At 48.8% G+C, this 25,707-nt stretch carries 32 protein-coding genes; 20 read left to right on the forward strand and 12 right to left on the reverse strand.

Annotated elements, in window-relative coordinates:
* Positions 1-101: 101 nt before the first annotated feature.
* Positions 102-1,646, forward strand: coding sequence for a YifB family Mg chelatase-like AAA ATPase (locus K5X84_RS00990; RefSeq protein ID WP_222236292.1), 1,545 nt, complete (start codon positions 102-104; stop codon positions 1,644-1,646).
* A 97-nt stretch (positions 1,647-1,743) separates the two neighbouring features.
* Here the strand turns inward: K5X84_RS00990 and ltaE are convergent, their stop codons facing one another.
* The gene (gene ltaE / locus K5X84_RS00995) at positions 1,744-2,766 is read right to left on the reverse strand and encodes a low-specificity L-threonine aldolase (RefSeq protein ID WP_222236294.1); all 1,023 of its coding nucleotides are present in this window, start codon (positions 2,764-2,766) and stop codon (positions 1,744-1,746) included.
* Positions 2,767-2,894: 128 nt separating this feature from the next.
* Between ltaE and K5X84_RS01000 the strand changes: the two genes are divergently transcribed.
* The 4 genes from K5X84_RS01000 (at position 2,895) to K5X84_RS01015 (ending at position 5,957) form a co-directional block, all read left to right on the forward strand.
* The gene (locus K5X84_RS01000) at positions 2,895-3,860 is read left to right on the forward strand and encodes a PLP-dependent cysteine synthase family protein (protein WP_054490910.1); all 966 of its coding nucleotides are present in this window, start codon (positions 2,895-2,897) and stop codon (positions 3,858-3,860) included.
* Between the two features lie 29 nt (positions 3,861-3,889).
* Positions 3,890-5,062, forward strand: a complete 1,173-nt coding sequence (locus K5X84_RS01005) for a cystathionine gamma-synthase (protein WP_222236296.1) — start codon at positions 3,890-3,892, stop codon at positions 5,060-5,062.
* A 199-nt stretch (positions 5,063-5,261) separates the two neighbouring features.
* Positions 5,262-5,492 (forward strand): hypothetical protein, encoded by a 231-nt coding sequence (locus K5X84_RS01010; RefSeq protein ID WP_054490906.1) that lies wholly within the window; start codon positions 5,262-5,264, stop codon positions 5,490-5,492.
* Positions 5,493-5,525: 33 nt separating this feature from the next.
* Complete coding sequence (locus K5X84_RS01015) at positions 5,526-5,957, forward strand: VOC family protein (protein WP_199494480.1); 432 nt, start codon at positions 5,526-5,528, stop codon at positions 5,955-5,957.
* A gap of 18 nt (positions 5,958-5,975) precedes the next feature.
* Here the strand turns inward: K5X84_RS01015 and K5X84_RS01020 are convergent, their stop codons facing one another.
* Positions 5,976-6,935 carry a threonine ammonia-lyase gene (locus K5X84_RS01020; RefSeq protein WP_222236299.1) on the reverse strand — a complete coding sequence of 320 codons (960 nt, stop codon included), beginning with the start codon at positions 6,933-6,935 and terminating at the stop codon, positions 5,976-5,978.
* Between the two features lie 62 nt (positions 6,936-6,997).
* Between K5X84_RS01020 and K5X84_RS01025 the strand changes: the two genes are divergently transcribed.
* Complete coding sequence (locus tag K5X84_RS01025; protein WP_199494478.1) at positions 6,998-7,606, forward strand: YjaG family protein; 609 nt, start codon at positions 6,998-7,000, stop codon at positions 7,604-7,606.
* Here K5X84_RS01025 and K5X84_RS01030 read toward each other — a convergent pair.
* Positions 7,554-7,856, reverse strand: coding sequence for a hypothetical protein (locus tag K5X84_RS01030; protein ID WP_054490899.1), 303 nt, complete (start codon positions 7,854-7,856; stop codon positions 7,554-7,556). The two genes, K5X84_RS01025 and K5X84_RS01030, sit on opposite strands and share 53 nt — an antisense overlap.
* Positions 7,853-8,434 carry a 16S rRNA (guanine(966)-N(2))-methyltransferase RsmD gene (gene rsmD, locus K5X84_RS01035; protein WP_222236301.1) on the reverse strand — a complete coding sequence of 194 codons (582 nt, stop codon included), beginning with the start codon at positions 8,432-8,434 and terminating at the stop codon, positions 7,853-7,855. Before rsmD ends, K5X84_RS01030 begins: the two co-directional genes overlap by 4 nt.
* Before the next feature lie 103 nt (positions 8,435-8,537).
* On the opposite strand from rsmD, the gene ftsY reads away from it, so the two are divergent.
* The 5 genes from ftsY (at position 8,538) to K5X84_RS01060 (ending at position 12,793) form a co-directional block, all read left to right on the forward strand.
* Positions 8,538-9,863, forward strand: coding sequence for a signal recognition particle-docking protein FtsY (ftsY, locus tag K5X84_RS01040; RefSeq protein WP_222236303.1), 1,326 nt, complete (start codon positions 8,538-8,540; stop codon positions 9,861-9,863).
* 2 nt (positions 9,864-9,865) lie between these two features.
* A complete protein-coding gene (ftsE, locus tag K5X84_RS01045; RefSeq protein ID WP_054490892.1) occupies positions 9,866-10,543 on the forward strand; it encodes a cell division ATP-binding protein FtsE in 678 nt (225 codons plus the stop codon).
* On the forward strand, positions 10,540-11,529 hold the full coding sequence (gene ftsX / locus K5X84_RS01050; protein ID WP_199494474.1) for a permease-like cell division protein FtsX: 990 nt from the start codon (positions 10,540-10,542) through the stop codon (positions 11,527-11,529). Before ftsE ends, ftsX begins: the two co-directional genes overlap by 4 nt.
* Positions 11,530-11,674: 145 nt before the next feature.
* Positions 11,675-12,535, forward strand: coding sequence for an RNA polymerase sigma factor RpoH (rpoH, locus tag K5X84_RS01055; RefSeq protein ID WP_054490888.1), 861 nt, complete (start codon positions 11,675-11,677; stop codon positions 12,533-12,535).
* Positions 12,536-12,793, forward strand: coding sequence for a YkgJ family cysteine cluster protein (locus K5X84_RS01060; RefSeq protein ID WP_074930797.1), 258 nt, complete (start codon positions 12,536-12,538; stop codon positions 12,791-12,793). It abuts the gene before it with no gap.
* On the opposite strand, the gene K5X84_RS01065 is transcribed toward K5X84_RS01060, so the two are convergent.
* Genes K5X84_RS01065 through gpmI form a run of 3 tightly spaced genes read right to left on the reverse strand, consistent with a single transcriptional unit; the run spans position 12,750 to position 16,192 of the window.
* Entirely contained in the window at positions 12,750-13,505 is a 756-nt protein-coding gene (locus tag K5X84_RS01065) for a divergent polysaccharide deacetylase family protein (protein ID WP_222236304.1), read from the reverse strand. The two genes, K5X84_RS01060 and K5X84_RS01065, sit on opposite strands and share 44 nt — an antisense overlap.
* Positions 13,505-14,647 carry a murein hydrolase activator EnvC family protein gene (locus tag K5X84_RS01070; protein ID WP_222236306.1) on the reverse strand — a complete coding sequence of 381 codons (1,143 nt, stop codon included), beginning with the start codon at positions 14,645-14,647 and terminating at the stop codon, positions 13,505-13,507. Before K5X84_RS01070 ends, K5X84_RS01065 begins: the two co-directional genes overlap by 1 nt.
* A 9-nt stretch (positions 14,648-14,656) precedes the next feature.
* Positions 14,657-16,192, reverse strand: coding sequence for a 2,3-bisphosphoglycerate-independent phosphoglycerate mutase (gpmI, locus tag K5X84_RS01075; protein WP_222236308.1), 1,536 nt, complete (start codon positions 16,190-16,192; stop codon positions 14,657-14,659).
* 165 nt (positions 16,193-16,357) lie between these two features.
* On the opposite strand from gpmI, the gene K5X84_RS01080 reads away from it, so the two are divergent.
* The 3 genes from K5X84_RS01080 to gpsA are packed head-to-tail and all read left to right on the forward strand — an operon-like array spanning position 16,358 to position 18,347.
* On the forward strand, positions 16,358-16,789 hold the full coding sequence (locus K5X84_RS01080; protein ID WP_054490879.1) for a rhodanese-like domain-containing protein: 432 nt from the start codon (positions 16,358-16,360) through the stop codon (positions 16,787-16,789).
* Between the two features lie 41 nt (positions 16,790-16,830).
* Positions 16,831-17,334, forward strand: a complete 504-nt coding sequence (gene secB, locus K5X84_RS01085) for a protein-export chaperone SecB (protein WP_054490876.1) — start codon at positions 16,831-16,833, stop codon at positions 17,332-17,334.
* An 11-nt stretch (positions 17,335-17,345) separates the two neighbouring features.
* On the forward strand, positions 17,346-18,347 hold the full coding sequence (gpsA, locus tag K5X84_RS01090) for an NAD(P)H-dependent glycerol-3-phosphate dehydrogenase (RefSeq protein WP_054490874.1): 1,002 nt from the start codon (positions 17,346-17,348) through the stop codon (positions 18,345-18,347).
* A 23-nt stretch (positions 18,348-18,370) separates the two neighbouring features.
* Here gpsA and slmA read toward each other — a convergent pair whose 3' ends face one another.
* From slmA to coaBC, 3 genes are read right to left on the reverse strand one after another with little or no spacing between them, the layout of a single operon-like run.
* Positions 18,371-18,961, reverse strand: a complete 591-nt coding sequence (gene slmA, locus K5X84_RS01095) for a nucleoid occlusion factor SlmA (RefSeq protein ID WP_222236310.1) — start codon at positions 18,959-18,961, stop codon at positions 18,371-18,373.
* A 48-nt stretch (positions 18,962-19,009) separates the two neighbouring features.
* A complete protein-coding gene (gene dut, locus K5X84_RS01100) occupies positions 19,010-19,465 on the reverse strand; it encodes a dUTP diphosphatase (RefSeq protein ID WP_054490870.1) in 456 nt (151 codons plus the stop codon).
* Positions 19,466-19,482: 17 nt separating this feature from the next.
* Positions 19,483-20,718 (reverse strand): bifunctional phosphopantothenoylcysteine decarboxylase/phosphopantothenate--cysteine ligase CoaBC, encoded by a 1,236-nt coding sequence (gene coaBC, locus K5X84_RS01105; RefSeq protein ID WP_222236311.1) that lies wholly within the window; start codon positions 20,716-20,718, stop codon positions 19,483-19,485.
* A 98-nt stretch (positions 20,719-20,816) separates the two neighbouring features.
* Here coaBC and radC point away from each other — a divergent pair, with 98 nt between their 5' ends.
* The 3 genes from radC (at position 20,817) to rpmG (ending at position 22,077) form a co-directional block, all read left to right on the forward strand.
* Positions 20,817-21,491, forward strand: a complete 675-nt coding sequence (radC, locus tag K5X84_RS01110; protein WP_054490866.1) for a RadC family protein — start codon at positions 20,817-20,819, stop codon at positions 21,489-21,491.
* 182 nt (positions 21,492-21,673) lie between these two features.
* The gene (gene rpmB, locus K5X84_RS01115; protein WP_054490864.1) at positions 21,674-21,910 is read left to right on the forward strand and encodes a 50S ribosomal protein L28; all 237 of its coding nucleotides are present in this window, start codon (positions 21,674-21,676) and stop codon (positions 21,908-21,910) included.
* Between the two features lie 11 nt (positions 21,911-21,921).
* Positions 21,922-22,077 carry a 50S ribosomal protein L33 gene (gene rpmG, locus K5X84_RS01120; RefSeq protein WP_006953863.1) on the forward strand — a complete coding sequence of 52 codons (156 nt, stop codon included), beginning with the start codon at positions 21,922-21,924 and terminating at the stop codon, positions 22,075-22,077.
* 63 nt (positions 22,078-22,140) lie between these two features.
* On the opposite strand, the gene K5X84_RS01125 is transcribed toward rpmG, so the two are convergent.
* Positions 22,141-22,758, reverse strand: coding sequence for a 2OG-Fe(II) oxygenase (locus tag K5X84_RS01125; protein WP_222236312.1), 618 nt, complete (start codon positions 22,756-22,758; stop codon positions 22,141-22,143).
* Between the two features lie 119 nt (positions 22,759-22,877).
* On the opposite strand from K5X84_RS01125, the gene K5X84_RS01130 reads away from it, so the two are divergent.
* Positions 22,878-23,384: a hypothetical protein gene (locus K5X84_RS01130; protein ID WP_222236313.1), complete on the forward strand. Its 507-nt coding sequence runs from the start codon at positions 22,878-22,880 to the stop codon at positions 23,382-23,384.
* Positions 23,385-23,399: 15 nt separating this feature from the next.
* Positions 23,400-24,212, forward strand: a complete 813-nt coding sequence (gene mutM / locus K5X84_RS01135) for a bifunctional DNA-formamidopyrimidine glycosylase/DNA-(apurinic or apyrimidinic site) lyase (protein WP_222236314.1) — start codon at positions 23,400-23,402, stop codon at positions 24,210-24,212.
* A gap of 1 nt (position 24,213) precedes the next feature.
* On the opposite strand, the gene bioH is transcribed toward mutM, so the two are convergent.
* On the reverse strand, positions 24,214-24,981 hold the full coding sequence (bioH, locus tag K5X84_RS01140) for a pimeloyl-ACP methyl ester esterase BioH (protein WP_222236315.1): 768 nt from the start codon (positions 24,979-24,981) through the stop codon (positions 24,214-24,216).
* Between the two features lie 261 nt (positions 24,982-25,242).
* Between bioH and K5X84_RS01145 the strand changes: the two genes are divergently transcribed.
* Positions 25,243-25,707: a ComF family protein gene (locus tag K5X84_RS01145; RefSeq protein WP_244994803.1), complete on the forward strand. Its 465-nt coding sequence runs from the start codon at positions 25,243-25,245 to the stop codon at positions 25,705-25,707.

Consider the following 25,707-nt stretch of genomic DNA (forward strand, 5'->3'; position numbering starts at 1 on the left):
AGAGAAGGAATGATATCGGTCATTGCTTGAAGTGTTTAGCTTACAGACAAGGACTTACCCGCTGCTTATAGTTAGGTCGTTGTTCAGTCATGGAGAGACAGATGGCGTTAGCGCGAGTGTACACCCGGGCACTGATAGGTATTCATGCGCCGGAAATTCGGGTTGAAGTGGATCTGGCGAGGGGAATGCCTGGATTCACTATGGTCGGCATGCCTGCAACCACGGTTAAGGAGGCTCGCGACCGGGTCAAAACCGCCTTAATGAACGCAGGGTTTGAGTACCCTCCGGCCACACGTATTACGGTGAATTTGGCTCCGGCCGATATCCCCAAAACCGGTGCCCGGTATGACTTAGCTATAGCCGTGGGTATATTGGCTGCGTCAGGACAAATACCGGATACTCTTCTGGAGCAGGCGGAGTTCTATGGGGAGTTAGCGTTAACTGGTGAACTGCGAGCTGTGAATGGACTCATTCCCGCACTGTTAGCTTGCCGTAAGAAAAAACGACAGGCCTTTGTGCCTATAGCTAACGAGCAGGAGGCGGGGTTAGTACGCGAACAAAAAAGCTGGTTAGCGGCGGACTTGGTCAGTGTGTATGAGCACCTACATGAGCATGAACCGCTCAGAGAATCCAAACCAATAGACTGGACTCAGCAGAGTGCGATTGATGAAGGTGACTTAGCTGACGTCGTGGGGCAGGAGCAGGCAAAACGAGCTTTGCTGTTGTCAGCGGCGGGTAAACATCACTTGTTGTTCGTCGGGCCACCGGGAACGGGCAAAACTATGTTGGCGCAGAGGCTTAATGGCATATTACCGCCACTGACCGAGCAGGAAGCTATGGAAATTGCAGCGGTTAAGTCAGTGTCTTTTGACTATCATCATGCGGAATCTTTGACCCGACGAGAGCTGCGGAGCCCACACCATACCTGCACTTCGGCGGCATTGGTCGGTGGGGGAACAGGTAATTCTGTTCGCCCCGGAGAGATATCATTAGCAAATAATGCTTTGCTTTTTCTTGATGAATTTTCTGAGTTCAGCCGGCATGTACTGGATTGCTTACGAGAGCCACTCGAAAGTGGTGAAATAACGATTAGTCGAGCGGGCTACAACGTCAAATTCCCGGCTAATTTTCAGCTGGTCTGCGCATTGAACCCATCGCCTTGTGGTCAGTTTGATGGCTCACTGGCTAATTGTCGTTCCACCCCGGACCAAATTCTCAAATACCTGAATAAGCTGTCGGGTCCATTGTTGGATCGTATCGACATTCAGGTGATGGTTCCGAGAGAAACTGAATCCATGCGTTTGAATGGCGGAGCAAAACGCAGTAATCAAATGACGACTGCTCAGGCAAAAAGCTTGGTTGAGAAAGCTAGAAGACGTCAATTAAACCGACAGGGTTGTCTAAACAGTGAGTTAAAACCCAAAGCCTTGAAGCAAATATGCTTTTTGTCTGGACAAAGCGAAGCTTTCTTAGCAAAAGCGGCTGAGAAGATGAAACTGTCACACCGAGCCTATCACCGAACCCTTCGCCTAGCTCGAACCATCGCCGACTTAGCTGAAAGCGACACCATAGAACAGCAGCATTTAGCCGAAGCCCTCAACTACCGAGCCCTCGACCGGCTCATAGACCAAGTGCAGAGTTTGTAGCCTGATGCTATTGCATCAGCTGCGATCTATCCGCCAAAGCTCATGCGTAAATAACAACCCTTTGGTGATGTGATCAACACCTCACCTGATGTGAACATCAGGCTACGTCGTTCAGCCACTGCTTAAACAGTTCAATAAAGTGCTCCAGCTGTTCACGGCTAACATCCAAATGGCATACAAGGCGCAGTTTTTGTCCGCCGGGTAATTTAATATCATGCTCTGCCATAAGCTCCCGTAAGCTGTCTGCTGGTAAACTGTCGGGTAGCTCAACAAAGGTCATATTGGTGGCGGAATAGCGAACATTGGCCTCGGTGCCTGCCAGCAAATTAGAAAGCTGCTCGAAAAGCCACTCTGCATTGTCGTGGTCGTCCTGAATGCGCTCAAACTGATGCGTTAATGCGTAATCAATGGCTACGGCAACAAACCCTGCCTGGCGCATACCGCCACCGACCATTTTGCGCCAACGACGTGCGCGGGCAATCAGTTCTTTTGAACCGGCCAGCAACGAACCGATAGGTGCGCCTAACCCTTTTGAACAGCACAGAGACACGCTGTCGAACGGTGAAGCCAGTTCCGCCATACTGCGGCCGCTGGCAATGGCAGCATTTGGTAAACGCGCGCCGTCTAAATGCATCGACAAACCATTCTGGTCCGCCAGAATTCGGGCTTTATCAAAATAAGCCTGGTCAATCAGTTGCCCGCCGTGGGTATTTTCAAAAGCCAGCAACCGGGTAATAGGAAAGTGCGGATCGTTAGGTTTTATCCGTTGTTTAATGGTGTCGAGTGACAAGGTTCCGTCGGCTTCTACCTCAATGGTTTGTGGCACTATGCTGCCTAAAACTGCAGCACCGCCAGCTTCGTACCGGTAAGTGTGATATTCCTGACCCACAATGTACTCTTCGCCATTACGGCAGTGGCTCATTAACCCCAGTAAGTTACTTTGGGTACCTGAGCTGCATAGCAAAGCGTCTTCTTTACCCAGCAACTCTGCTACTCGCTTTTCCAGTGCGTTAATTGACGGGTCTTCACCATAAACATCATCACCGACTTTGGCATCGGCAATTGCGGCGCGCATTGCGGTGCTTGGAAGGGTTACGGTATCACTGCGTAAATCCAGCATAACAGCCTCATTTTGGGGTTAGTTATAACAACTATCATCCGGTTCTAAGCGCAAGGTTGTTTAGCGAGCTCAGTCAAGGGATAATGACCCGATATTGAACCAGACACTCGACAACAAAGCGAGCCCATATGAAAGTTTTTAATAATGTAATAGAAATGGTCGGTAACACGCCAATGGTGAAAGTCACCAATATGGATACCGGCCCGTGTGAGCTGTATTTGAAACTCGAACTGCAGAATCCTGGCGGCTCCATTAAAGACCGTATTGCGGTAGAGATGGTTGAGCAAGCAGAAAAGCAAGGCAAGCTGAAGCCGGGCGATACCATTATTGAAGCAACGGCTGGTAATACGGGGTTGGGTCTGGCGTTAGTGGCGGCTGGCAAAGGCTATCCGTTGAAAATTGTTATGCCGGACAAAATGAGCCAGGAAAAAGTGAACAATCTGCGCGCTATGGGTGCTGAAGTGGTACAGACTCGCTCAGATGTGCAAAAAGGCCACCCTGAGTATTATCAGGACATGGCAGCACGTATGGCTGAAGAAAACGGTTACTACTATGTAAACCAATTTGAAAATCCGGCAAATGTCGATGCACATTACAAAACGACCGGCCCGGAAATCTGGAAACAAATGGACGGTAAACTGGATGCGTTTGTCTGTGGTGTTGGTTCAGGTGGTACCTTGACCGGTGTTGGGCGTTATTTACGCGAGCAAAACAGCGGAGTGGACCTGGTGCTTGCAGACCCGGCAGGCTCAATTTTAGAGCCTTTGGTTAACCGTAACGAAGAAGTGGAAGCGGGTAGCTGGCTTGCCGAAGGTATTGGGGAAGACTTTATCCCAACTATTTGTGATCTGAAATTGGCTAATACGGCGTTTGCTATCTCTGATAAAGAAGGTATGCAAACCGCGCGTAAGGTACTGGAAAAAGAAGGTGTGATGGTCGGTTCATCCAGTGGCTATTTAATTGCCGCGGCGCTGCGCTATTGCCAACAACAAACCGAACCAAAGCGCGTTGTGACTTTAGCTTGTGATACAGGTAATCGTTATCTGTCCAAGCTGTTCAACGACGACTGGATGCGTTCTCAAAACTTGCTGTAACCCTTGTTGTAAATTAAGGAACCTGAATCATGGCAAATGAAAAAACAATGAAATTCGCGACGCGCGCCATTCATGGCGGGCAGTCTCCTGAGCCGGTAACAGGCGCGGTTATGCCGCCAATTTTCACCAGCTCAACCTACGCACAGGAAAGCCCGGGTCAGCACAAAGGTTTTGAATATTCGCGTTCACATAACCCAACGCGTTTTGCCTGGGAGCGTTCTGTTGCTTCTTTAGAGGGCGGCAAGCAAGGTTTGGCTTTTGCTTCGGGTATGGCGGCAACCTCGACCATTCTGGAGTTATTAGACAGCGGCGATCACATCGTTGCTATGGACGACTTATACGGTGGCAGCTTCCGCTTATTCGATAAAGTGCGCGGACGTTCTGCTGGCCTGAAATTCTCTTATGTCGATTTAGCTGACTTAAGCGCAGTGGAAGCCAGCATTCAGGACAACACCCGCATGATCTGGGTGGAAACACCAAGCAACCCGATGCTGAAGTTGGTTGATATTGAAGCCATCGTTAAACTGGCGAAGAAAAAGAACCCGGACATTATTGTGGTGGTGGACAACACCTTCGCTACGCCATTTAACCAGCGTCCGCTGGAAATGGGCGCAGACATGGTTATGCATTCGGCCACCAAATACTTAAACGGTCATTCAGACATGGTTGGCGGTATTGCCGTTGTTGGCGACAATGACGACCTGGTTGAGCGCATGCTGTTCTTACAGAACTCTGCAGGTGCTATTGCCGGTCCGTTTGACTCTTACCTTGCGTTGCGAGGCGTGAAAACGCTGGCATTGCGTATGCGTCACCACAACGAAGCGGCAATGGAACTGGCCAAGTGGCTTGAGCAACACCCTAAAGTGGAAAAAATGATTTACCCGGGGCTTGAAAGCCACCCGCAGCACGAGTTGGCTAAAAAGCAGATGCAGGGCTTTGGCGGCATGATTTCTATTCTGCTGAAAGGCGATTTAGAAGCGGCGCGCAAATTCCTGGAGTCGGTAGAAGTGTTCGCCTTGGCGGAAAGCTTAGGTGGCGTTGAGTCGCTCATTGAGCATCCGGCTATTATGACGCACGCGTCAGTGCCAAAAGAAAACCGCGAGAAGTTAGGCATTCTGGATAACTTTGTTCGCGTATCGGTTGGTATTGAAGATCTTGATGATCTGAAAGCCGATTTAGACAAGGCGCTAAACGCATTTTAATCGCCACCAACGATTAAAAGTATAACGCTTAATATAAAAAACCGGCCTTTTGGTCGGTTTTTTGTTTTTAAATTCAAATATTTATACAAAGTTTTACACTTTCGTCATAATTCAGTAGTCTTTACCTATCAGTAAAAACTGATCGAAAACAAAAATAAAAACGCAAAAGCGTTGCATAAATAACGAGAAGGAAAGACTTATGCTATTGAGCCTCATGGTACTCCAAGGACTCGTAGCCGCTCTATTGTTTTACACTTTAGTGGGCCAGCATCAGAAAAAGCCACTGTGGAATTTGTTGGCGGTTTTAACCGCGGGTTTTATTCCTCCGGTAAACTGGGCGCTTTTAGTGTTCGCTATTGGTGTCAGAATGTGGCGCCGTTCGCCGCAAACCAGCTCACCACAAAACATTGCGGCAAAACTCAGTCATTAATTTAGTCATTAAGAGTGAAGGCAAATTAGCAGTATGTCAGATACAACCAATGTACGGCCCTTTCATTTAGCCATTCCTGTCAGCTCTCTCGATAATGCACGGTCGTTTTACGGTGATGTGCTAGGGCTGTCACAGGGACGCAGCAGTGACGAATGGATAGACTGGAACTTCTTTGGTCACCAGTTTGTGACTCATGTAGCGCCCGATGTTGCTGGTGTAAAAAATCACAGTGGCGTTGATGGTCACTCCGTTCCCGTTCCGCACTTTGGCGTCGTCTTATTGCGCGATGACTGGGAAGCACTGGCTGAACGTGTAAAAGCCGCGAATATTGAGTTTGTTATAGAGCCCTATATTCGGTTTAAAGGCAAACCGGGTGAGCAGGGCACCATGTTCTTCTACGATTATTGCGGTAACGCGCTGGAATTCAAAACCTTCAACGACGACAGTCAAATTTTCGCAACCTAAGTTGTGAAATAGCATCGACTATTGGCGCAGCTTTGTATCTTCCGGCTGTGCCGCAACGTTACCGCCACTCAGCACCAAGCCAACTCGTTTGCCTTCAAACAGCGCTTTATTTTGTATAACCGCAGCTAAGGCAATAGCAGAAGACGGTTCGACGATAATTTTCAGATGATGCCAAATCAGCTGCATGGCGCTTAGCGTATCTTCATCCTTCAAGACTAATATATCGCTGATACGTTGCTGAATAATGGCAAAAGGCAATTCGCCAACTTGAGTCAGTAGGCCATCGCACAGGCTTTTCGCAGGTAATGCCGACTGCCGCTCTCCGGCTTTCAATGACAAGAAAGCGTCATTTGCTAATTCCGGCTCCGCTCCGAACACTTGTATTTCGGTACCGTCACAGGCAAGACAGGCGCCTGAAAGCAGACCTCCGCCGCCCAGTGGCGTTATTACCGCATCCAGTGCGTCCGTTTGCTCCAGTAACTCAAGTGTTGCTGTGCCCTGACCAGCAATAATGTCGGCATGATCATAAGGCGGTATAAAGTGACTTTCGCCTTCTTTTTGCCACTTGGCAACAATAGCTTCACGCGCGGCCATACCCGGTTCAATATCAGTAATTTCAGCACCACCGGCTTCAATGTTTTGCCGTTTTATTGTGGGAGCATTAGTGGGTACGCCGACTTTTACTTTTACACCCAAAGCTTTACCTGCATGAGCTAATGCCGCACCATGATTGCCCGAAGACACCGTAATAACCCCTTGCTGGCGCTGCTCCGGGCTAAGTTTAAGTAGCGCGTTAGTGGCACCACGGAACTTAAAAGCCCCGGTACGTTGCAAATTTTCACATTTGAAAAATAATTCGCAGCCCAATTGCTGATTTAAAGCAGGGTTAGTCAGCACAGGCGTCTTGACGGTGTAGCTATTGATTCTCTGCCGGGTTTGCACAACATCGGCATGGCAGGGGAGCGATAACTTCGGCATAATACGGGCCCTTAACGAATAAAACGACACAGTGATAAGCATACACTGTCTGGAGCCGGAACGTGAGTCAACTCGATACCTTTCAGCGCATACGCGAACTGCCGCGTGAACAGCAAATTGTTATGGCGTTATATTTGTGCGAACGCATGGTTCCTAATTACGACTTCTTTCATCAGTTAACCGGCTTTGGTGACAGCAAACCCTTGCATGGCACCTTAAATGCCTGCTGGGATTGGGTGGCCAACCCGAAGAAAACCAAAGTGAATTTTGCCCGCTGGCAGGAAAAAGTCGACGAGCAAACCCCGAGTGAATACGGACACGATATGTTGGGTGTCTACCCGGCAATGGATGCCTGCACAGCGTTGAGTACGTTGTTGCAGGGGCTGCTGGACGATAACGCGTCTAATTTTCTGGATGTGGCAAAAATATCACAAGCCAGTGTGGCGAAGTTTATCGAACTCAATGACGCCGAAGAAGTGGGAACCGAGCAATTAAAAGAACACGTTCAGAACCATGAATTAATGGAATACGAAGTTGCTATTCAGCAGGCTATGCTCAACTTTCTTGAACAACAGCCTGCGGTAAACAAGGCTTTGGTAAGCCAGTTAAAAATGATGCTCAAGGACGAGGGGGTGTCGAACCTTGGTCTGGCTTTGGACGCTGAAGAATAGACAGCCAGGCGAAAATGCCAAAGGCCAGAATTTGCCAGCTGTCGCCTTTGCGCCAGGGAAAGACCTCTTTCATGGTGGCAACAAAAATACCAAGCAGCAGCAGGTGAGTAATAACCATAACGGCTAATAACAAGCTCAGCAAACCAATGGACTGGGTGCTGAGTTCGCCGTTTGCCCCTGCAAGCAGAGCAAAAAGACCCAGCCAAATAACGGCAAAAACCACTTTGCCGGCAACAATAATAACTTTCATGCTATGTCCTTAGTCAGTAATCGAAAGCAAACTTGCCCGTGAGTTTTCTCCTTGGTCACACGCCAGTTTGCGGGTAATTTCAATGGCCATTCCTTTTCTGTTTCCAGATACACCTGATTGTCGACTGCCAGCCAGTTACTCTCATCCAGTAGTTTCAGCGCTTTATCGGCCAGTCCTTCACGAAACGGCGGATCGATAAAGACAATGTCATAAGCTTCACTATGCTGAGTTTGCAGCCAGTCGAGCGCGTTATGAGTAACAACTTCAATGTTCTGGCCTTTTAACATGCCAATGTTTTTCTGTAACTGTTGGCTGACAGACTTTACCGCTTCTATCAGGGTAACCTGCGCCGCTCCGCGCGATGCCGCTTCGAAACCTAAGCTGCCACTGCCGGCAAATAAGTCCAGCACCCGGGCGTCGGTAATGTCCCACTGCAGCCAGTTAAACAGAGTTTCGCGCACTCGGTCTGTGGTGGGTCGTAAACCTGGGCTGTCGGCAACAGGTAAACGCCTGCCGCGCCATTGTCCGCCAATAATCCGATAGTAGCCGCTGGCGCTTGTCTGGCGTTTTTGTCTCACTCTGTGGCTTCCTTTATTCAGACCGTCGTCAGTTTGTTAACAGCATGGTAAACTAAAGCCTATAGTTTAACGATTCCTGCGTGTCAGTTCCAAGGAAACCAATATGTCGATGTTTTCGCTGTTTAAGAAAAAGCGTAATGAAAAGGCACCTGAGGCCGAAGAGAAAAAAGAAGATGCGGTAGTAGAAGAGCAGGAGCAGTCAGAGCCTGAATCAGAGTCTGAGGCTGAATCTAAGCCTCATGACGAGTCGGAACCAGAAAGAACCGAGACACACGAAGAGTTGCCCAGCGCGGCGGAAGACTGCGCGCAAGTTACCGCTGAATCGCATGCGTCGAAACACGCACCAGAAGCGAGGGAAGCCGCTCAGCCTGAGTCGGTTACCGAACCTGAGCCCGCAGTTGAACCAGAGCCAGATTCAGAGATCAAACCCGAAGCTAAGCCAGAATCAACCGAAGCCGCACCGAAAGAGAAGGGTGAGAAGAAAGGTTTCTGGGCACGCCTGACTCAAGGTTTACGCAGAACTTCCGGGTCTATCGGTTCAGGTCTTATTGGCGTATTCCGCGGTAAGAAAATTGACGATGACCTGTTCGAAGAGCTCGAAACTCAGTTACTTATGGCGGACCTCGGCGTCGCGACCACCACCAAAATTATCGATAACCTGACTAAACAGGCCGACCGCAAACAACTAAAAGATGCGGAAGCTTTGTACGAGTTATTACAAGAGCAGTTAGCTGAAATTTTAAAGCCCGTCGATAAACGTCTGGAAATACCTGAGTCCGGCTCACCTTTTGTTATCTTAATGACCGGCGTCAATGGCGTGGGTAAAACCACCACTATTGGTAAGCTGGCTAAGCAATTTAAAGCTGAAGGTAAGTCGGTAATGCTGGCCGCCGGTGATACCTTCCGTGCGGCGGCGGTAGAACAGCTGCAGGTGTGGGGCGAGCGTAACGACATTCCGGTTATTGCTCAGCATACCGGTGCTGATAGTGCATCGGTTCTTTATGATGCGCTGCAGGCCGCCAAGGCACGCGATGTTGATGTGCTTATTGCGGATACAGCCGGGCGCCTGCAGAATAAAGCCAACTTAATGGAAGAGCTGAAAAAGCTGGTTCGGGTCATGAAAAAACTTGACCCGCAAGCGCCTCACGAAGTGATGCTGACGCTTGATGCCGGTACCGGTCAGAATGCCATTAGTCAGGCGAAGCTTTTTACCGAGGCCGTAGGTGTTTCGGGTATTGTCATGACCAAGCTCGACGGTACCGCAAAAGGCGGCGTTATTTTCGCGGTCGCAGATCAGTTCGCCATTCCTATTCGCTATATTGGTGTGGGTGAAAGTTTAGAAGATTTACGGCCTTTTGTGGCAAAAGACTTTATCGCGGCGCTATTTGACCGTAACGTAGACGAATCAGAAGAAACAACAGCGAGTTAAAGATGATCCGCTTTGAGCAAGTCAGTAAAACCTACCGTGGAGGCCATCAGGCACTGAGCCATGTCGACTTTCACGTAGAGCCGGGTGAGATGGCCTTTTTAACCGGTCATTCCGGAGCGGGTAAAAGTACTCTGCTCAAACTGATCAGTCTAATGGAAAGGCCAACCGCAGGCCGGGTACTGATTAACGGGCACGATTTGCGAAAGATTAAGCCTTCGCAAGTGCCTTATGTGCGCCGTGACATTGGTATGATTTTCCAGGATCACCGTTTGTTAATGGATAAAACGGTGTTCGATAACGTTGCGCTGCCACTTATTATCGAAGGCTACAGTGTTCAGGAAGCGCGCAAACGTGTTGTTGCCGCGCTGGAAAAAGTCGGTATAGCCGATAAGGTGAAGCATTATCCACAAATGTTGTCCGGCGGTGAGCAGCAACGAGTAGGTATTGCCCGCGCTATTGTCACCAAGCCACCCTTGCTATTGGCTGATGAGCCCACCGGTAACCTTGATCCTAAGCTGTCGATGGAGATTATCCGGCTGTTTGAAGAGTTCAATAAAGTGGGTGTTGCTGTGCTCATAGCGACCCACGACCTGGGCCTCATCGCACGTTTACGCTACCGTACTTTAACCTTAAAAGACGGGCGTATGATTAACGATGGCCTGGAGGACAGTGAACTATGAGTTTATTGTTCCGTAACCGCAGTATAGAAAAGGGCGCAAGTAGCCGCGGACGTTTGCCCTGGTGGCGACGTTTAATCATGGTGCCGGTGCATCATGCTCAACAAGCCATCGCCAGTTTAGGCGAGTTGTGGCGCAATCCGTTTGCTTCGTTTATGACCATGGCGGTGTTGGGGCTGAGCCTGACTTTGCCGTCATCACTGTATGTTTTAGTGAAAAACACCACCAGTATTGCTGACAACTGGCAGGAAGCCTCGGAAGTCACCCTGTTCTTAAAAAAGGATCTGCAGCAATCCGAGGTCGACACATTAAAAACGCAAACCGAACTCTCAGAAGGCGTTGAATCGGTTCGCTTAATTCCTAAAGAGCAGGGCTTGCAAGACTTTAAAGAGCAATCAGGCTTTGGTGAAACCCTGGACTACCTCTCATCGAATCCTCTGCCGGATGTGCTGGTGGTTATTCCGGCTGAGTCACATCGCTCGCCGCAGCGGGCAAAGGAGCTGTTAAACCGGCTGGAAAAACAGCGAGAAGTGGCTTACGCGAAAATGGATCTGGAGTGGCTTAACAGGCTGGAGGGTATTCTCAATTTAATTGAAGATATTCTTGGAGCCCTGGCAGTGGTGCTTTGCCTGTCGGTTGTTCTTATTGTTGGTAACACCATTCGACTGAACATTTTGTCTAAGCGTGACGAAATTATGGTGATGAAGCTGGTGGGAGCTACTAACGCCTTTATTCAGCGCCCTTTTTTATACACGGGCGTTTGGTACGGAATTATCGGCGGGTTGGTGGCCTGGTTGGCAACCGCCTTATTGATCTGGTGGGTTGAAAGTGCCGTAGTAGATTTAACCGAACTTTACGAAACGCCGTTTCAATTAAACGGTCTGACGTTAGGCGAATTATTGATTATATGGTTGATTGCCGTTGGCCTGGGTTTAGCCGGTTCTTACTTGGCTGTAAGACGTCATATACAGAGTATTGAGCCTGAATAAAATAGGGTTGCGAAAGCCATAGGCTTAGTTATACTAAATCACCTGATCGACAACGATCATAATGGAACTTTTAGACTCTAAAGGGGTCTTAGAAGCTGACTGAAAGGCAGTAATTTAAGTCGGTATTTTAAGTAGAGGTTGTTAAATGAGCACTGAATTAAACACCATGGCATTATCGGTTCCCCAAGGGGGAGGACTGGACGGGTATATTCAGTCAGTCAACCGTATTCCTATGCTCACCGCCGAAAAAGAAAAGGCGTTGGCAACAAGACTTTATGAGAACAGTGACCTCGATGCTGCGAAAGAGCTCATCATGTCGCATCTCCGCTTTGTGGTGCACGTAGCCCGTAGTTATTCAGGTTATGGTCTGCCGCAAGCCGATTTAATTCAGGAAGGCAATATTGGCCTGATGAAAGCCGTTAAACGCTTTGACCCATCTGTGGGCGTGCGTTTGGTGTCATTTGCTGTTCACTGGATTAAAGCAGAAATTCATGAATACGTGCTGCGTAACTGGCGCGTTGTAAAAGTGGCAACCACAAAAGCACAGCGTAAGTTGTTCTTTAACCTGCGTAAAATGAAAAAACGTTTAGGTTGGTTTAGCCAGAAAGAAGTTGAAACTGTTGCCGATGAGCTGGGTGTCAGCACGAAAGAAGTGCTGGAAATGGAATCCCGCATGAGTGCTCACGACCAGGCCTTTGAGCTAAGCTCCGACGACGATGACTCGAAAGAAGGCAGTGCCTACTCTCCAGCGATGTATCTGGAAGACAAACGTTCCGATTTAGCGGCAGAAATTGAAGCCGAAGACTACGAAAGTCATACACAGCAGAAACTACTGGGTGCTATGAGTCACCTGGATGAACGTAGTCAGGATATCGTTCAGTCGCGTTGGCTGTCTGAAGATAAAACCACGCTGCATGACTTAGCAGCAAAATACGAAGTATCGGCAGAGCGCGTTCGTCAGCTTGAACAGAACGCGATGAAGAAACTTCGTCTCGCAATGAGCTAAATGAAGTGCCGCATTGGTTGCGGTGCTTGCTGCATAGCTCCTTCTATTAGTTCTCCCATCCCCGGCATGCCAAATGGCAAGCCGGCGGGTGTGCGCTGTGTCCAACTCGACGATGATAATTTATGCCGGCTGTTTGGTAAGCCCGAACGTCCCGCCGTTTGTGGTGAGTTTTCAGCGGATAGAGAGATTTGCGGTGAAAGCCGCGAGCAGGCAATTATTTTGCTGACGTCACTGGAAGAAGATACCCGTTCTGGTTAGTCGCCTGAGTTAGCTCAGAAACGAACACTAACTCAATTCCCTGCTTTTGCAATTCAGGTAAATGCTGCTTAAGAAAACTCAACGTCTCGGGGTAGGGGTGACCAATGCCAATGGCCTGACCGTCTCGCTTGGCTAAACGAAGCAACTGGTCAAACTGCTGTTGCAGATAATTTTGGTCAACTTCGTTATCAAGAAAGACATGGCGGCGAGAGGTCCTGACTCCAAACTGTCCGGCAATTTGTTCAGCCACACTAAATTCCGACGTCCGACTATCAATAAAAAAGAGTTTGCGGGCTGCTAATGTTTCCATAACAGCTTGCATGGGCATGGGTAGCTGAGTCAGTTTACTGCCCATATGGTTATTCACTCCGGTCACGTAAGGAATCGAGTCGAGAGCGTTAACCAGCTGCAGCTTTATTTGCGCGTTGCTCATGTCGGCGGTGACCACACCCGGACCGGGCCGGTCGTTTTCTATTGCTTCCATTGGCATGTGTAAAAGCACTTGCTTTTGCTGGTGGTGTGCACGTAATGCAAAAGCCCGGGCGTAGGGCGTGTATGGCAGCACGGCGAAACTGACATTGCCCGGTAAAAGCGCCGCTTTTAAGTCATTCTTGTGATTACCTATGTCGTCAATAACAATAGCTATCTTGCCGGCAGAAACCGGAGCTGCCAAGCAAGTAAGTAAAGCCAGAGTCGCAATAAGGCGTAGCATCAGCGTATCCAGTTACTTGGGTTTTGCGGACGCCCCTGGTGGCGTATTTCGAAGTATAACGTAGGGCTGTTACGCGAGCCGGACTGCCCCATAAGTGCAATTTCCTCGTCTTTGCGAACTTTGTCACCAACGGCTTTCGTTAATGTCTGGTTGTGACCATAAAGGCTCATGTAACTTTGCCCATGATCAACCACAATGACTAAACCAAATCCGCGTAGCCAGTCTGCGTATACCACCCGGCCATTAGCAATTGAGCGAACGGGCTGTCCGTTACTGCCTTCTATTAGAACGCCTTTCCAGTCAACCGGACCTTCTCGGCGTTGACCGAACACCCGCTTTACATCGCCGTCACTTGGCCAGCGTAATTGGTTTTTGACTGACTGTAAGCCAACCAGTTGCACGTCTTTTTGTTGGGCCAGAGCGTTTTCTATGGCGCTCAATACCTGCTCCAACTGATCCCGGCTTTGTTCCAGTTGTCCCACGCGTGAACGGTCTTTACGTTGTTGCTGTTGCAGCTCCGCTAACTTTTCTTCCTGACGATGTTGTTGTTGCTCAAGCTGAGAACGCTGTTCTTCCTGTTGCTGCCGTAAAGCGGCTAATTGGTTTTGCTGCTGTTTTAACTCTTCGGTAAGTGCGACAATTTCCTGCTGGGTACTCTTAATGACCTTAATTTCTTCAACTCTTGCGGTGTTGAAGTACTGGTAATAACTCAGCATTCTTTCGAACTGACCGGGATCCTGCTGGTTTAACAGCATTTTTAGGAAGTCATGGTCGCCGTTCATATAGGCGGAAACGAGCTGATCTTCTAATAACGCCATTTGTTGCTTCTGCTTTTGCTGAAGTTCTTTGCGCTTACGCTCTGACTCAGCAATTTCAGTATTGACGCTATCGAGCTTGTTTTGGGTTTTACGCAGTGAGCCGGCGACTTCTGCTGTTCTTATTTCCAGGTCGCGGAGCTGTTGCTCGGTTGAGCTTAGTTCCGCGTTACGCTCTTCTATGGCCTGCAGGCGTTCTGCCAGTTCTTCTTTGACAGCAGCTATTTCGGCCTCCGTAGAGGCTTTGTCGTCTTCACTGTAGTCCTGAGCTACTGCCGGGTTGGCCAACACCCCCAAAACAATCAGCAAGAACACCGGTAGCGGCATGAGTTTGTCCTATTCCTGCTCTAACAACATGAGCGGGGTGCCGGTCATTTCGTCAGGCTGCTCCATGCCCATTAAATGCAAAATTGTGGGTGCGACATCGGATAAACGCCCATTTTGTGCCTTAGCGGGACGACCAACATAGATGAAAGGAACCAGCTCATTAGTGTGAGCTGTGTGCGCCTGGCCGGTTGTTGCATCACTCATTTGCTCAGCGTTGCCATGGTCTGCAGTTATCAGGCATTCACCACCAACAGCCTCTAAAGCCGATACCACACGGCCAACGCTGTGGTCGACAGCTTCACAAGCCTTAACGGCCGCATCGAAGTTGCCTGTATGGCCAACCATGTCGCCATTAGGGTAGTTGCAAATAACCACATCAAAGGCTTGAGACTCAATGGCTTCAACCAGCTCATCAGTGAGCTGTTCCGAGCTCATTTCTGGCTGTAAGTCGTAAGTTTTCACCTTAGGAGATGGTATCAGAACGCGTTTTTCTCCTTCAAACTCCTGTTCGCGGCCGCCGCTGAAAAAGAAGGTGACGTGTGCGTACTTTTCCGTTTCTGAGATGCGTAATTGTGTTTTGTCATGTTTAGATAACCACTCACCCAGCACGTTATTCAATGGTTCCGGCGGGAAAGCACAAGGTGTTTTTAATGTGTCGGCGTACTGAGTCAGCATGACAAAGTCGCTGAGTTCGATCCGTGATCCGCGGTCAAAACCGTCGAAATCATTATCAATAAAAGCCTGAGTCATTTCGCGGGCGCGGTCGGCACGGAAGTTCATAAAGAAAACAGAGTCACCGTTTTTCAATGGTGCAGGTTGGCCAATGACGACCGGAGTAACGAATTCATCGGTTTCTCCGCGCTCGTATGCGTCTTCTAATGCGTCTGTGGCATTCGGTGAAGTAACCCCGGAGAGGCCGTGGTAAATTGCTTTGTAAGACTGTTCAATGCGTTCCCAGCGTTTATCTCTGTCCATGGCAAAGAAACGACCGTTTAAGGTGGCGAAACGGCCTTTACCCAAACGGGCAAATAAAGCTTCAAAGCGCTCAATAGACGCCAGGGCGGATTTTGGCGGCGTGTCCCGGCCATCTAAAAACGCGTGCAAGTAGACATCATCTGCACCTTGTTCGATAGCCATTTCTACCATAGCGACCAGGTGGTCTTCGTGGCTGTGTACGCCGCCCGGAGACAACAGACCCATAATATGAACGGCACCATTAGCTGTTCCGGTCTTATTTAATGCGTCACACAGTACAGTGTTGCTGAAAAAGCTGCGGTCAGAAATAGCTTTACTGATGCGGGTAAAATCCTGGTAAACGATGCGACCAGCGCCCAAATTAACATGACCAACCTCGGAGTTGCCCATTTGGCCGTCCGGCAAACCAACTGCGCCCCCTGAACCATCGACTAAACAATGAGGGCATTGCTTCCATAAACGATCCATAACCGGTGTATTGGCTTTTGCAATGGCGTTATCCGGTGCATCTTCACGGTAACCCCAGCCGTCAAGAATCAACAATACCAAAGGTTTTATCGTAGGAGTCATAATGGGCCTCATTGCTCGGTGTTTTCGATGATGAAATTAGTCAACATTCTACTCGATTTCCGGAGCTTACGCATCCACCCAAGATTTTTCTGGCAACTGAGATTTGTACAGGTATACTCTTTGACCGCTATTTTTTTCTGTTACCCACGATTACTGGTAGGTCTTATGCAAGAACTTTTTGAATTTGTCAGCCGCAACCCAATGATGAGTGGCGTGTGGGTTGTTCTGTTAATCGCATTAATAGTGACGACGATTCGCTCTGCTATGTCGCCGATGAAAAGCCTGCAGCCGCAAGAAGCAACGGTTTGGGTCAACCGGGGTGATGGCGTATTCGTCGATATCCGTAATAAAGACGAATTTAAGAAAGGCCATATTCACGGATCGGTGTCATTACCGGCTGAAAAAATCAAACAAAAAGAACTTTCAACTATTGAAAAGTTCAAAGAAGCCCCCATTGTGATAGTCTGTGCAACAGGAATGACGGCAAAATCGGCTGCCAGCCAATTAATCGCTGAAGGCTTTAGTCAGGTGGCTGTGCTGCAAGGTGGTATTAACACATGGCGCAGTGCTAAATTGCCGGTTTCGCAGAAAAAATAATAAAATTCGTCTAAAACTTAAAATGAATAGGAAGTAAAATCATGGCTGAAGAACAGCAAGCAAACGGCGCGGCCGCTGAAAACCAACAACAGCAACCACAATTCGCAATTCAGCGCATTTACGCGAAAGACATTTCTTTTGAAACTCCAAGCTCACCGGCTATTTTCCGTAAAGAGTGGAAGCCAGAACTGAAGCTGGACTTAAACGTAAAACACGAAAAAATTGAAGACGGTGTTTACGAAGTGGTGCTCACTCTGACCGCAACCAACAAGGTTGAAGACGATGTAGCATTCCTGTGTGAAGTACATCAGGCAGGTATTTTCACTATCGGTGATGAAATCCAGGAAGGTCAGTTGGCACACATGCTGGGTTCTTTCTGCCCGAACATTTTGTTCCCTTACGCTCGTGAGTGTGTTTCAAACCTTGTTAACCGTGCGACTTTCCCACAGTTGAACCTGGCTCCTGTTAACTTTGATGCTATTTTCCAGCGTCACATGCAGCAGCAAGCTGAACAGGCTCAAGGCCAGCAAACTGCTGACGCGTAAGCGATACGATAATGCAGACACCTCAGGTGACAGTGTTAGGGGCGGGCTCTTACGGGACCGCCCTTGCTATTTGTTTCGCCCGTAAAGGCATAGCGACTACGCTGTGGGGCCGGGACGCCGATAAAGTTGCGATAATGCAGGCTGCGCATGAAAACGAAGAGTATCTTCCTGCCTGCCCTTTTCCTGAGTCCTTAAGTGTAACGGCAGATTTAAGCGAAGCATTGCATGACGTAAAAAACGTCGTCGTTGTGGTTCCCAGCCATTCTTTCTCGTCTATGTTAGAGCAGGCGAAACCGTTGTTAGCGAAGCACGCTCGCGTAGCCTGGGCAACTAAGGGGCTGGAGCCTGATACAGGGCGTTTACTGTATGAAGTAGCAGAAGACATTCTCGGTGAAGAGCATCCGTTGGCGGTATTGTCAGGCCCTACCTTCGCGATTGAAATGGCAAAGGGGTTACCAACGGCCATTTCAATGTCATCGACCAACAAAGCTTTTGTCGATGAGCTTTCGGAGCTTCTGCATTGTGACCGTTCCTTCCGTGTTTACACCAATAATGACTTTATTGGGGTACAGCTGGGCGGGGTGGTGAAGAATGTGATTGCCATTGGTGCCGGCATGGCAGATGGCATTGGCTTTGGTGCAAACGCACGAACGGCATTAATTACCCGTGGCTTAGCGGAATTGACCCGACTGGGTCTGACATTAGGTGCTAAAAGCGATACTTTTACCGGTATGGCCGGGCTGGGGGATTTAATCCTGACTTGTACCGACAACCAGTCGAGAAACCGTCGTTTTGGTCTGGCTTTAGGTCAGGGGAAAGGCGTTGAGCAGGCCCTGAAAAGTATCGGTCAGTCGGTTGAAGGTTATCGGAATACCCGTGAAGTGGTTGCTCTGGCCAAACGCTATGACGTTGAAATGCCAATTTGTGAGCAGATATATGCGGTCCTTTATGAAGGCAAAGAACCGCAGCAGGCAGCTATTGATTTATTGAGTCGTGAGCGTAAAACGGAGTGACCTGTTTCACACAGTAACCCGTTTTACGCACTTATTAGCTGTTGTTCCATGACTTGCCATTGAGCCGATAAATGTTCTGTTGGCAAACGTTTGAAATTAGAGCGCACGAATTGACTGATTTTTCCATCGGCGTAGCTTAGCAATAAATTCGCCAACACGGCTTCATCAACAGTAAAGCGTTGCTGTTCCCGCATCGCTTTTTCCCGCAATACCTGCTTTATTGAGCTTTCTATACGATTAAAAAGGTCTTCCATACGACCTCTTAAGCGGTCGTGTTCGCCCATAAGTGCATCACCCGTCATTACTCGTGTGATACCAGGGTTACGCTCAGCGAAGGTTAATAAGAGCTGCAAAATAGCGTAGCAACGGGAGAGCGTATTCTTCTCCTCGTTCATGATCATGTTAATGCGGGTGAGCAGGGTGTCTTCAACAAACTCAATAAGCCCTTCAAACATGCGCGCCTTTGATGGAAAGTGACGGTATAAAGCCGCCTCCGAAACACCTAAGTTAGCCGCCAGTTTTGCTGTTGTAATACGCTGACCCGGGCTGGTTTCCAACATTGCCGCCAAAGCCTGTAAAATTTCCTCACGACGGTTACGTTTTTGTTCTGCCATGCTTGTAACTTTCCTTATTTGAGAGGCCGGAATTTATTGTAATTCGGTTTATGAGCGGCCAGAGTGACCGAAACCACCTTCACCGCGGTCGGTTTCGTGAAACTCGTCGACAACGGTCATTTGCGCCTGTACAACGGGTAAAATCACCAATTGCGCAATGCGGTCGCCAGGTTCTATGGTGTAGGCCTTGTCGCTGCGATTCCAGCACGAAACTTTAAGCTCGCCCTGGTAGTCTGAGTCGATAAGTCCAACTAAATTACCCAGTACCAGGCCGTGTTTATGGCCCAGGCCTGAGCGAGGCAGAATAGTTGCTGCGTAGTTCGGGTCACCAATATACATTGCAATACCGGTTCCAATTAACTGGGTTTGTCCCGGCTCTATGGTTAATGGCTGATCCAAACAGGCGCGCAGATCCATTCCGGCAGAACCCTGGGTGGCATATTCAGGAAGCGGAATAGACTGGCCAATACGTTCATCTAAAATTTTTACTTCGACTTGCGTCATGGAGTTCTCACTTTCTTTTAATTAGCCCTGATTTCAGGATTTGTATTATCAAAATAGCGTTTGGCTATCGCATCAATAATTGCAATGGCCATGTCATGCTTGCTCATCGTCGGAAGTGACTGCTCACTATCCTGACTGAAAATAATGGCGTTATTGCTGTCGCTGTTAAAACCCAGACCGGTCTGGCTAACATCGTTAGCGACAATCATTTTTAATTGTTTTCGTTCCAGTTTACGCAGCGCGTTAGCCTTTAAATTTTCGGTTTCGGCTGCAAAACCAACGGTAAACGGCGGTTTCTCTGAACTGGCTACTTGTTGCAGGATATCCGGGTTTTGCACCAGCTTAAGTTGCGGAGGCTCGTCATTCTGCTCTTTTTTGATTTTTTGTGAGGCAATTTCGGCAATCCGATAGTCCGACACGGCAGCACAGCCAATAAAGACATCGCACTGCTGCAGTTGCTGCTGTACCGCGTTAAGCATTTGCTCGGCAGTTTCTACGTCAATTCGCTGAACGCCGGCAGGAGTCGCCAACTGCGTCGGTCCGGAAACCAGAATAACGTTAGCGCCGGCATGAGCGGCAGCCTCTGCTAACGCATAACCCATTTTGCCGGAGCTGTGGTTACTGATATAACGCACAGGATCAATGGCTTCGCGAGTTGGGCCAGCAGTAATAACAAAGGTTTTTCCTTGCCAGGTTTGTGGCGTTTTAGGCTGTTTCTCAATTAACGCCTGTACAATCTGGGTTGGATCGCTCATGCGGCCATAACCGACATCGCCGCAGGCTTGTTCACCACTTTCAGGGCCTATCATTTGTACGCCCCGGCTTAGCAGAGTTTCAATATTCTTCTGCACGGATGTTGCCGCCCACATTTGTTGGTTCATTGCCGGAGCAATGACAATAGGTGCCTTGCTGGCAAGCACCAATGTACTGAGTAAGTCGTCAGCAAATCCGTGCGTTATGCGGGCAATGGTATTCGCTGTGGCTGGCGCAACGAGAATGATATCGGCCCAGCGAGCTAGCTCAATATGGCCCATAGCAGCTTCTGCTGTCGGATCTAACAAATCATCGCTGACCGTAAAACCTGACACGGCTTGTAAGCTAAGTGGGGTTACAAAAGCTTTGGCACTGTCAGTCATTACCACACGAACTTCTGCGCCCTGCTCACGCAAACGGCGCACCAGGTCAGGTGCTTTATAGGCGGCAATGCCACCGGTAATACCTAAAAGTATGTGTTTGTTCTGCAACTGTGCCATGCGAACCCCTCTGTGTTAATTCGTGTAAAGATAACATGAGACCCCGTTACAGGGTAGATGGTCGTTATACTTCTCTCTTTAGAATTAAGGAGAGAGTAATGAGCGTCAAGGAATGGCCTGTTTCGGAACGACCCAGAGAAAAACTGCAAAATCAGGGAGCAGAATACCTGAGTGATGCGGAATTATTAGCCATTTTACTCGGTAGTGGCAGCCAGGGACAGGACGTTGTCGCTTTTGCTCGGCATTTATTGAATCAGTTTAACGGAATAGGGGCGCTGCTTACGGCAAAGCCGGAGCAACTTTTAGCCTGTAGTGGCATTGGACCTGCACGAGTGAATCAGTTGCAGGTTGTCATGGAGCTATCAAGAAGGTACCTGAAGTGGCAGCTGGAACGTTCGGATGGCTTCACCGACCCGTCTATGGTGAAAGATTATTTAACCGCGCAGCTGCGTCATCAGGGCCGCGAGGTCTTTGCTATTTTACTGCTGGACAGTCAGCATAGGTTATTACGTTATGAAGAATTGTTTCAGGGTACAATTAACGCTGCTCCGGTTTATCCGCGTGAAGTCATTAAGTTGGTCATGCAGTACAATGCCGCCGCAGTAATTCTGGCGCATAACCACCCATCGGGTGTGGCAGAGCCCAGCCAGGCAGACCAGCGGGTGACTGAGCGGGTAAAAAAAGCCCTGACTTTAATCGATGTGGCGCTGCTGGATCATTTCGTTGTTGGTGCCGGCGATCCAATTTCTTTTGCGGAGCGCGGATTGTTGTAGTTTTGTACTGGCAGTTTGATTAAAAATCACGTAAAATCCGCCCCGAACGATCGATAAGGATCATATTTCCGTCGTATTAGCTTGATTAGAAGGGCAGTTTGCTGTATAAAATGCGCCCTCGGATTTATAGGCAAGGTCACGTTGGGCGACAGGCGAGCTTGCAGCAATTTTGGAGTAGAGACATGTCACAAGTATGCCAAATTACAGGTAAGCGTCCGGTAGTCGGTAACAACCGCTCGCACGCACGCAATGCGACTAAGCGTCGCTTCCTGCCGAACCTACAATCGCACCGCTTTTGGGTAGAAAGCGAGAAGCGTTGGGTTAAGTTACGCATTTCTACTAAAGGTATGCGTATTATTGATAAAAACGGTATTGATGCGGTATTAGCGGATCTCCGCGGCCGTGGTGTTAAGGTTTAAGGAACTCAATTATGCGCGATAAGATTCGTTTAGTGTCATCTGCTGGTACGGGTTACTTCTATACCACAGACAAGAACAAACGCACCATGCCAGAAAAAATGGAGATCAAAAAATTCGATCCAGTGGTTCGTAAGCACGTGATCTTCAAAGAAGCTAAAATCAAGTAATTGGTTCTAAAGCTTACAAAAAACCCAGCTTCGGCTGGGTTTTTTATTGCCTGACTTTTACGGTTAGCGCGGTGGGTCCACAATGCCGGAAATACTGGCATTGATGCGGAACCAACCGGTAATGCTGAAGCGGTCTCTTTCTGAACGTAGTACTTCATGCACAAAACGGTCACTTAAAAATACCACCAGGCGTCCTTGTTTGGGCAGTACGGTTTCCAGCACTTGACCTTTATTGCCATAAATAACCAGTTGCCCGCCATCGGTTTCTTCCCATTCGGGGTTCAGGTAAAACACCGTGGTCAACACGCGGTTACTCCGGCCTTTAAATGCATCCAGATGTTTTTTATAGAAAGCCCCTTTCGGGTAATGAGCCAGGTGGCACTCGTAATCGAACAAGCCAAGAAACAACTCGCGGTTAAATTCATTGCGCAATTGTTCCATAATGGCCAGGTAATCTTTGTGGCGGGGCTCTTCCTGAGTTAACCAGTAAATGCGGTCGTTGCGTACCATGGTATTAATGGTTTGGTTCTGTTGACGGCCAATGCCGGCCAGATTCCAGTGCTGGGCCGGTAGTTGCTGAGCGTAGTGGTACAGTGCCCCAGAGCGCTCCGGCTGGAGAAAATCATCGATAATGCAGTAGCCTTGGTCGGCGACTTTGTCGATAATATCAGATAGCACCATAATGCAATAAAGCCCCGTATTTTGTTGTCGCGCGAGAATATAGGGTATTCTGTTTCTAGTAACAAGAAGTACAGCAACAAGAAAATTATTCGTCAGGTTATCACATAGAGCGGAAGCCAATGAAAGTGAATGAGAAGCGAAAAATATTTGGGCTGACTATGACCCGCAGAGCGTGGAACAACGTTCTGGTTTACGCCTTATTAATTATTATGGTGGTGTTCTGGTATGTCGCGCCGCCAGTTAAAGAAGAAGCAGAGAAAGGTATTAAGGATGAAGCCTCACCGGGTGAGGTTATTGGTTTGATACCCGATGATGGCAATTTAAGAGAGATACAAATTGATGAACTTCGGCTGGTTCTTGAGGAACAGAAATGGCAGTGCCAGACTCCATGCCGCCTGTCCGAAAAAGCCGCTGAAAGTGTGGTAGAGAACTGGCTGGCGTTGACTATGGAGCCAACCAACCAGACAGCAGAAAATTTAATCACTGACGTTTATTTTCGTTTTGCCGGGGGAGAGGAAGCGCGTGTCGAGCTGTACGCCGACCCTGAGTTGATAATTCGTCTGCCGAACCAACAGCAGAATTTTCGCGTAAAAGAATTCACTGCCAGTCAATTACTGGGTCATTAAGGAAGTCTGAAGTTTATGCCGGAATTACCCGAAGTTGAAGTCAGCCGATTAGGCATATCTCCGCACATCGAAGGTCATAAAATCACGACCGTTCAGGTTCACGATAAGCGTCTTCGCTGGCCGGTACCGGAAACAGTGCATCAGGTAGAAGGCCATGTTTTGCGCTCGGTAAGTCGCCGTTCAAAGTATTTATTGCTGCAGACGGATAACGGGTGCCTGATACTCCATTTGGGCATGTCGGGAAAGCTAAGAGTGGTGCCGGCTGAAACCCCGCATTACAAACACGACCACATTGATATCGAGTTTGCTAACGGACAGACGCTCCGGTTAAACGACCCGCGCCGCTTTGGCGCTTTGCTTTACAGTGAAACCGATGTGACCGGACATGAATTGCTCAAACAGCTAGGTCCGGAGCCGCTAACAGAAGCCTTCCATGTTGACTATTTATTTGAGCGCTCGCGGGGGCGAACGCAGTCGGTAAAAACTTTTATTATGGACAATAAAGTTGTGGTTGGTGTCGGTAATATTTACGCCAATGAAGCCTTATTTAAAGCCGGTATCAACCCCAAACGCGCGGCTGGTAAAATCAGTAAAGCACGCTACCAAAAATTAGTGCCACTCATAAAAGAAACTCTGGCAGGCGCTATAGAAATGGGCGGAACGACGCTAAAAGATTTTACTCAAGTAGACGGTAACCCCGGTTATTTCGCGCAAAAACTTCAGGTTTACGGACGTGGTGGCAAGCTTTGTATGGTATGCAGTAAACGGCTGAAGGAAATTCGTCTGGGTCAGCGCAGCACAGTGTACTGCACCCATTGCCAGCGCTAGTTTAGCGCTTCACTGCCTTTAATAACTCACTGACAAAGCGTTCCGGTTCGGAGATAAACGGAGCGTGTGAGCTTTTATTGAATATTACCGCGTCTGAGTCAGGTGCCAATGCTGAGATATCCGCAATAGCGCGCTCAGGAACCAGACTGTCCAGGCGTCCGTAAAAACGGGTAAAGGGCACTTCAATATTCTTCAATTGCTGGCGCAGATCGGCGGTTTGCAAAATGGATAACGCCTGTTTAAGCACACCCGGGTTAGGCATGGGTTTGGCAAATATCAGTTGCTTTACCTGCTTCACTTGCTCACGTGCATCGTTACTTCCCATAGCCTGAATGGCCAAAAAGCGTTCAATGGTCTTTTTAAAGTTTGTCTCCAGCTGCTGCTGAAACTGCTCCAGAATATCTGGTTTGATGCCCGACCAGCTATCACTTTCCACAAAGTGAGGCGATGAGGCCACGGTATTTAATGAAATGACCCGTTCGGGGTAACTAAGAGCCGCCTGCTTAGCAATAAGCCCACCTAAAGACCACCCCAGAAGATGAAAACGCTCGGGCAGGACGGGCATAATTTGTTCTACAAAGCCTTCGAGCGAAACTTCGCTCATCGGCGACCATTCGGAAAGTCCAAAGCCGGGTAAGTCAACACAGTGAAGTTGGAAGTTTTCGCTTAAAGCAGGCACCACCGGCTGCCAGATATTCCCGTTCATGCCCCAGCCATGGAGTACAACAAAAGGCGTTCCTGTGCCACTGCATGTTACCGATAGGCTCACTATACTCACTTTCCCAAATTTGGTATTTAGGTGACTATGCTAGCGTTTTTCCGAAGCCTCGCCAATGCTTTTGAATTAGGTACTTGCTGGAGTTGTGGTTGCGCGAGTGTTACAGCTACGGCTTTGTGCTCATACTGCGACGAGGCGTTACCACGTTGGTATCCACGTTGTTGTCAGCACCTGTCCGATATTGAGCAGCATCTCACCGCAGATCAAAAGCGGTGCCGCTATTGGTATGGTGCGTTGCGATGGGAGCCGCAAGTGCAACAATTGATGACTCTGTTTAAATTCCGCAATAAGGCTGAGCTTGCTCCTCTACTGGCTACTCAGCTGGCGGCTCATTTGCGACTTTGCTACCAGGGGCAGCCCATGCCGGACTGTATTGTTGCGGTGCCAATGACGCAGCACGCCTGGCGCCAACGCGGGTTTCACCAAACTGCATTATTGGCGCGCTATTTGTCTGCTGTACTACAGGTGCCTTACATTGCGGGTGGCTTACGTAAAATACGCTCGGTGCCTATGCAGCATATGGCATCGCAGTCCGCTCGCTGGGAAAACAGTAAGCGAAGTCAGTTAGCCCTTCACGATTTTAGTGGTAGTACGGTGGCTGTTGTTGATGATGTACTCAGTACCGGAGCCACCATGATGGCCGCCGCCGATGCCCTCTACAAAAAAGGGGCCGCAGCCGTGGATGCCTGGGCGGTTGTCTATAACCAACACGACTAG

The organism is Idiomarina abyssalis, from assembly GCF_019797805.1.
GTDB lineage: Bacteria > Pseudomonadota > Gammaproteobacteria > Enterobacterales > Alteromonadaceae > Idiomarina > Idiomarina abyssalis.

Coding starts and splice junctions, on each gene's coding strand:
- K5X84_RS00990 (WP_222236292.1), top strand. CDS start 102: ATGGCGTTAGCGCGAGTGTACACCCGGGCACTGATAGGTATTCATGCG.
- ltaE (WP_222236294.1), bottom strand. CDS start 2,766: ATGCTGGATTTACGCAGTGATACCGTAACCCTTCCAAGCACCGCAATG.
- K5X84_RS01000 (WP_054490910.1), top strand. CDS start 2,895: ATGAAAGTTTTTAATAATGTAATAGAAATGGTCGGTAACACGCCAATG.
- K5X84_RS01005 (WP_222236296.1), top strand. CDS start 3,890: ATGGCAAATGAAAAAACAATGAAATTCGCGACGCGCGCCATTCATGGC.
- K5X84_RS01010 (WP_054490906.1), top strand. CDS start 5,262: ATGCTATTGAGCCTCATGGTACTCCAAGGACTCGTAGCCGCTCTATTG.
- K5X84_RS01015 (WP_199494480.1), top strand. CDS start 5,526: ATGTCAGATACAACCAATGTACGGCCCTTTCATTTAGCCATTCCTGTC.
- K5X84_RS01020 (WP_222236299.1), bottom strand. CDS start 6,935: ATGCCGAAGTTATCGCTCCCCTGCCATGCCGATGTTGTGCAAACCCGG.
- K5X84_RS01030 (WP_054490899.1), bottom strand. CDS start 7,856: ATGAAAGTTATTATTGTTGCCGGCAAAGTGGTTTTTGCCGTTATTTGG.
- ftsY (WP_222236303.1), top strand. CDS start 8,538: ATGTCGATGTTTTCGCTGTTTAAGAAAAAGCGTAATGAAAAGGCACCT.
- ftsE (WP_054490892.1), top strand. CDS start 9,866: ATGATCCGCTTTGAGCAAGTCAGTAAAACCTACCGTGGAGGCCATCAG.
- ftsX (WP_199494474.1), top strand. CDS start 10,540: ATGAGTTTATTGTTCCGTAACCGCAGTATAGAAAAGGGCGCAAGTAGC.
- rpoH (WP_054490888.1), top strand. CDS start 11,675: ATGAGCACTGAATTAAACACCATGGCATTATCGGTTCCCCAAGGGGGA.
- K5X84_RS01060 (WP_074930797.1), top strand. CDS start 12,536: ATGAAGTGCCGCATTGGTTGCGGTGCTTGCTGCATAGCTCCTTCTATT.
- K5X84_RS01065 (WP_222236304.1), bottom strand. CDS start 13,505: ATGCTACGCCTTATTGCGACTCTGGCTTTACTTACTTGCTTGGCAGCT.
- K5X84_RS01070 (WP_222236306.1), bottom strand. CDS start 14,647: ATGCCGCTACCGGTGTTCTTGCTGATTGTTTTGGGGGTGTTGGCCAAC.
- gpmI (WP_222236308.1), bottom strand. CDS start 16,192: ATGACTCCTACGATAAAACCTTTGGTATTGTTGATTCTTGACGGCTGG.
- K5X84_RS01080 (WP_054490879.1), top strand. CDS start 16,358: ATGCAAGAACTTTTTGAATTTGTCAGCCGCAACCCAATGATGAGTGGC.
- secB (WP_054490876.1), top strand. CDS start 16,831: ATGGCTGAAGAACAGCAAGCAAACGGCGCGGCCGCTGAAAACCAACAA.
- gpsA (WP_054490874.1), top strand. CDS start 17,346: ATGCAGACACCTCAGGTGACAGTGTTAGGGGCGGGCTCTTACGGGACC.
- slmA (WP_222236310.1), bottom strand. CDS start 18,961: ATGGCAGAACAAAAACGTAACCGTCGTGAGGAAATTTTACAGGCTTTG.
- dut (WP_054490870.1), bottom strand. CDS start 19,465: ATGACGCAAGTCGAAGTAAAAATTTTAGATGAACGTATTGGCCAGTCT.
- coaBC (WP_222236311.1), bottom strand. CDS start 20,718: ATGGCACAGTTGCAGAACAAACACATACTTTTAGGTATTACCGGTGGC.
- radC (WP_054490866.1), top strand. CDS start 20,817: ATGAGCGTCAAGGAATGGCCTGTTTCGGAACGACCCAGAGAAAAACTG.
- rpmB (WP_054490864.1), top strand. CDS start 21,674: ATGTCACAAGTATGCCAAATTACAGGTAAGCGTCCGGTAGTCGGTAAC.
- rpmG (WP_006953863.1), top strand. CDS start 21,922: ATGCGCGATAAGATTCGTTTAGTGTCATCTGCTGGTACGGGTTACTTC.
- K5X84_RS01125 (WP_222236312.1), bottom strand. CDS start 22,758: ATGGTGCTATCTGATATTATCGACAAAGTCGCCGACCAAGGCTACTGC.
- K5X84_RS01130 (WP_222236313.1), top strand. CDS start 22,878: ATGAAAGTGAATGAGAAGCGAAAAATATTTGGGCTGACTATGACCCGC.
- mutM (WP_222236314.1), top strand. CDS start 23,400: ATGCCGGAATTACCCGAAGTTGAAGTCAGCCGATTAGGCATATCTCCG.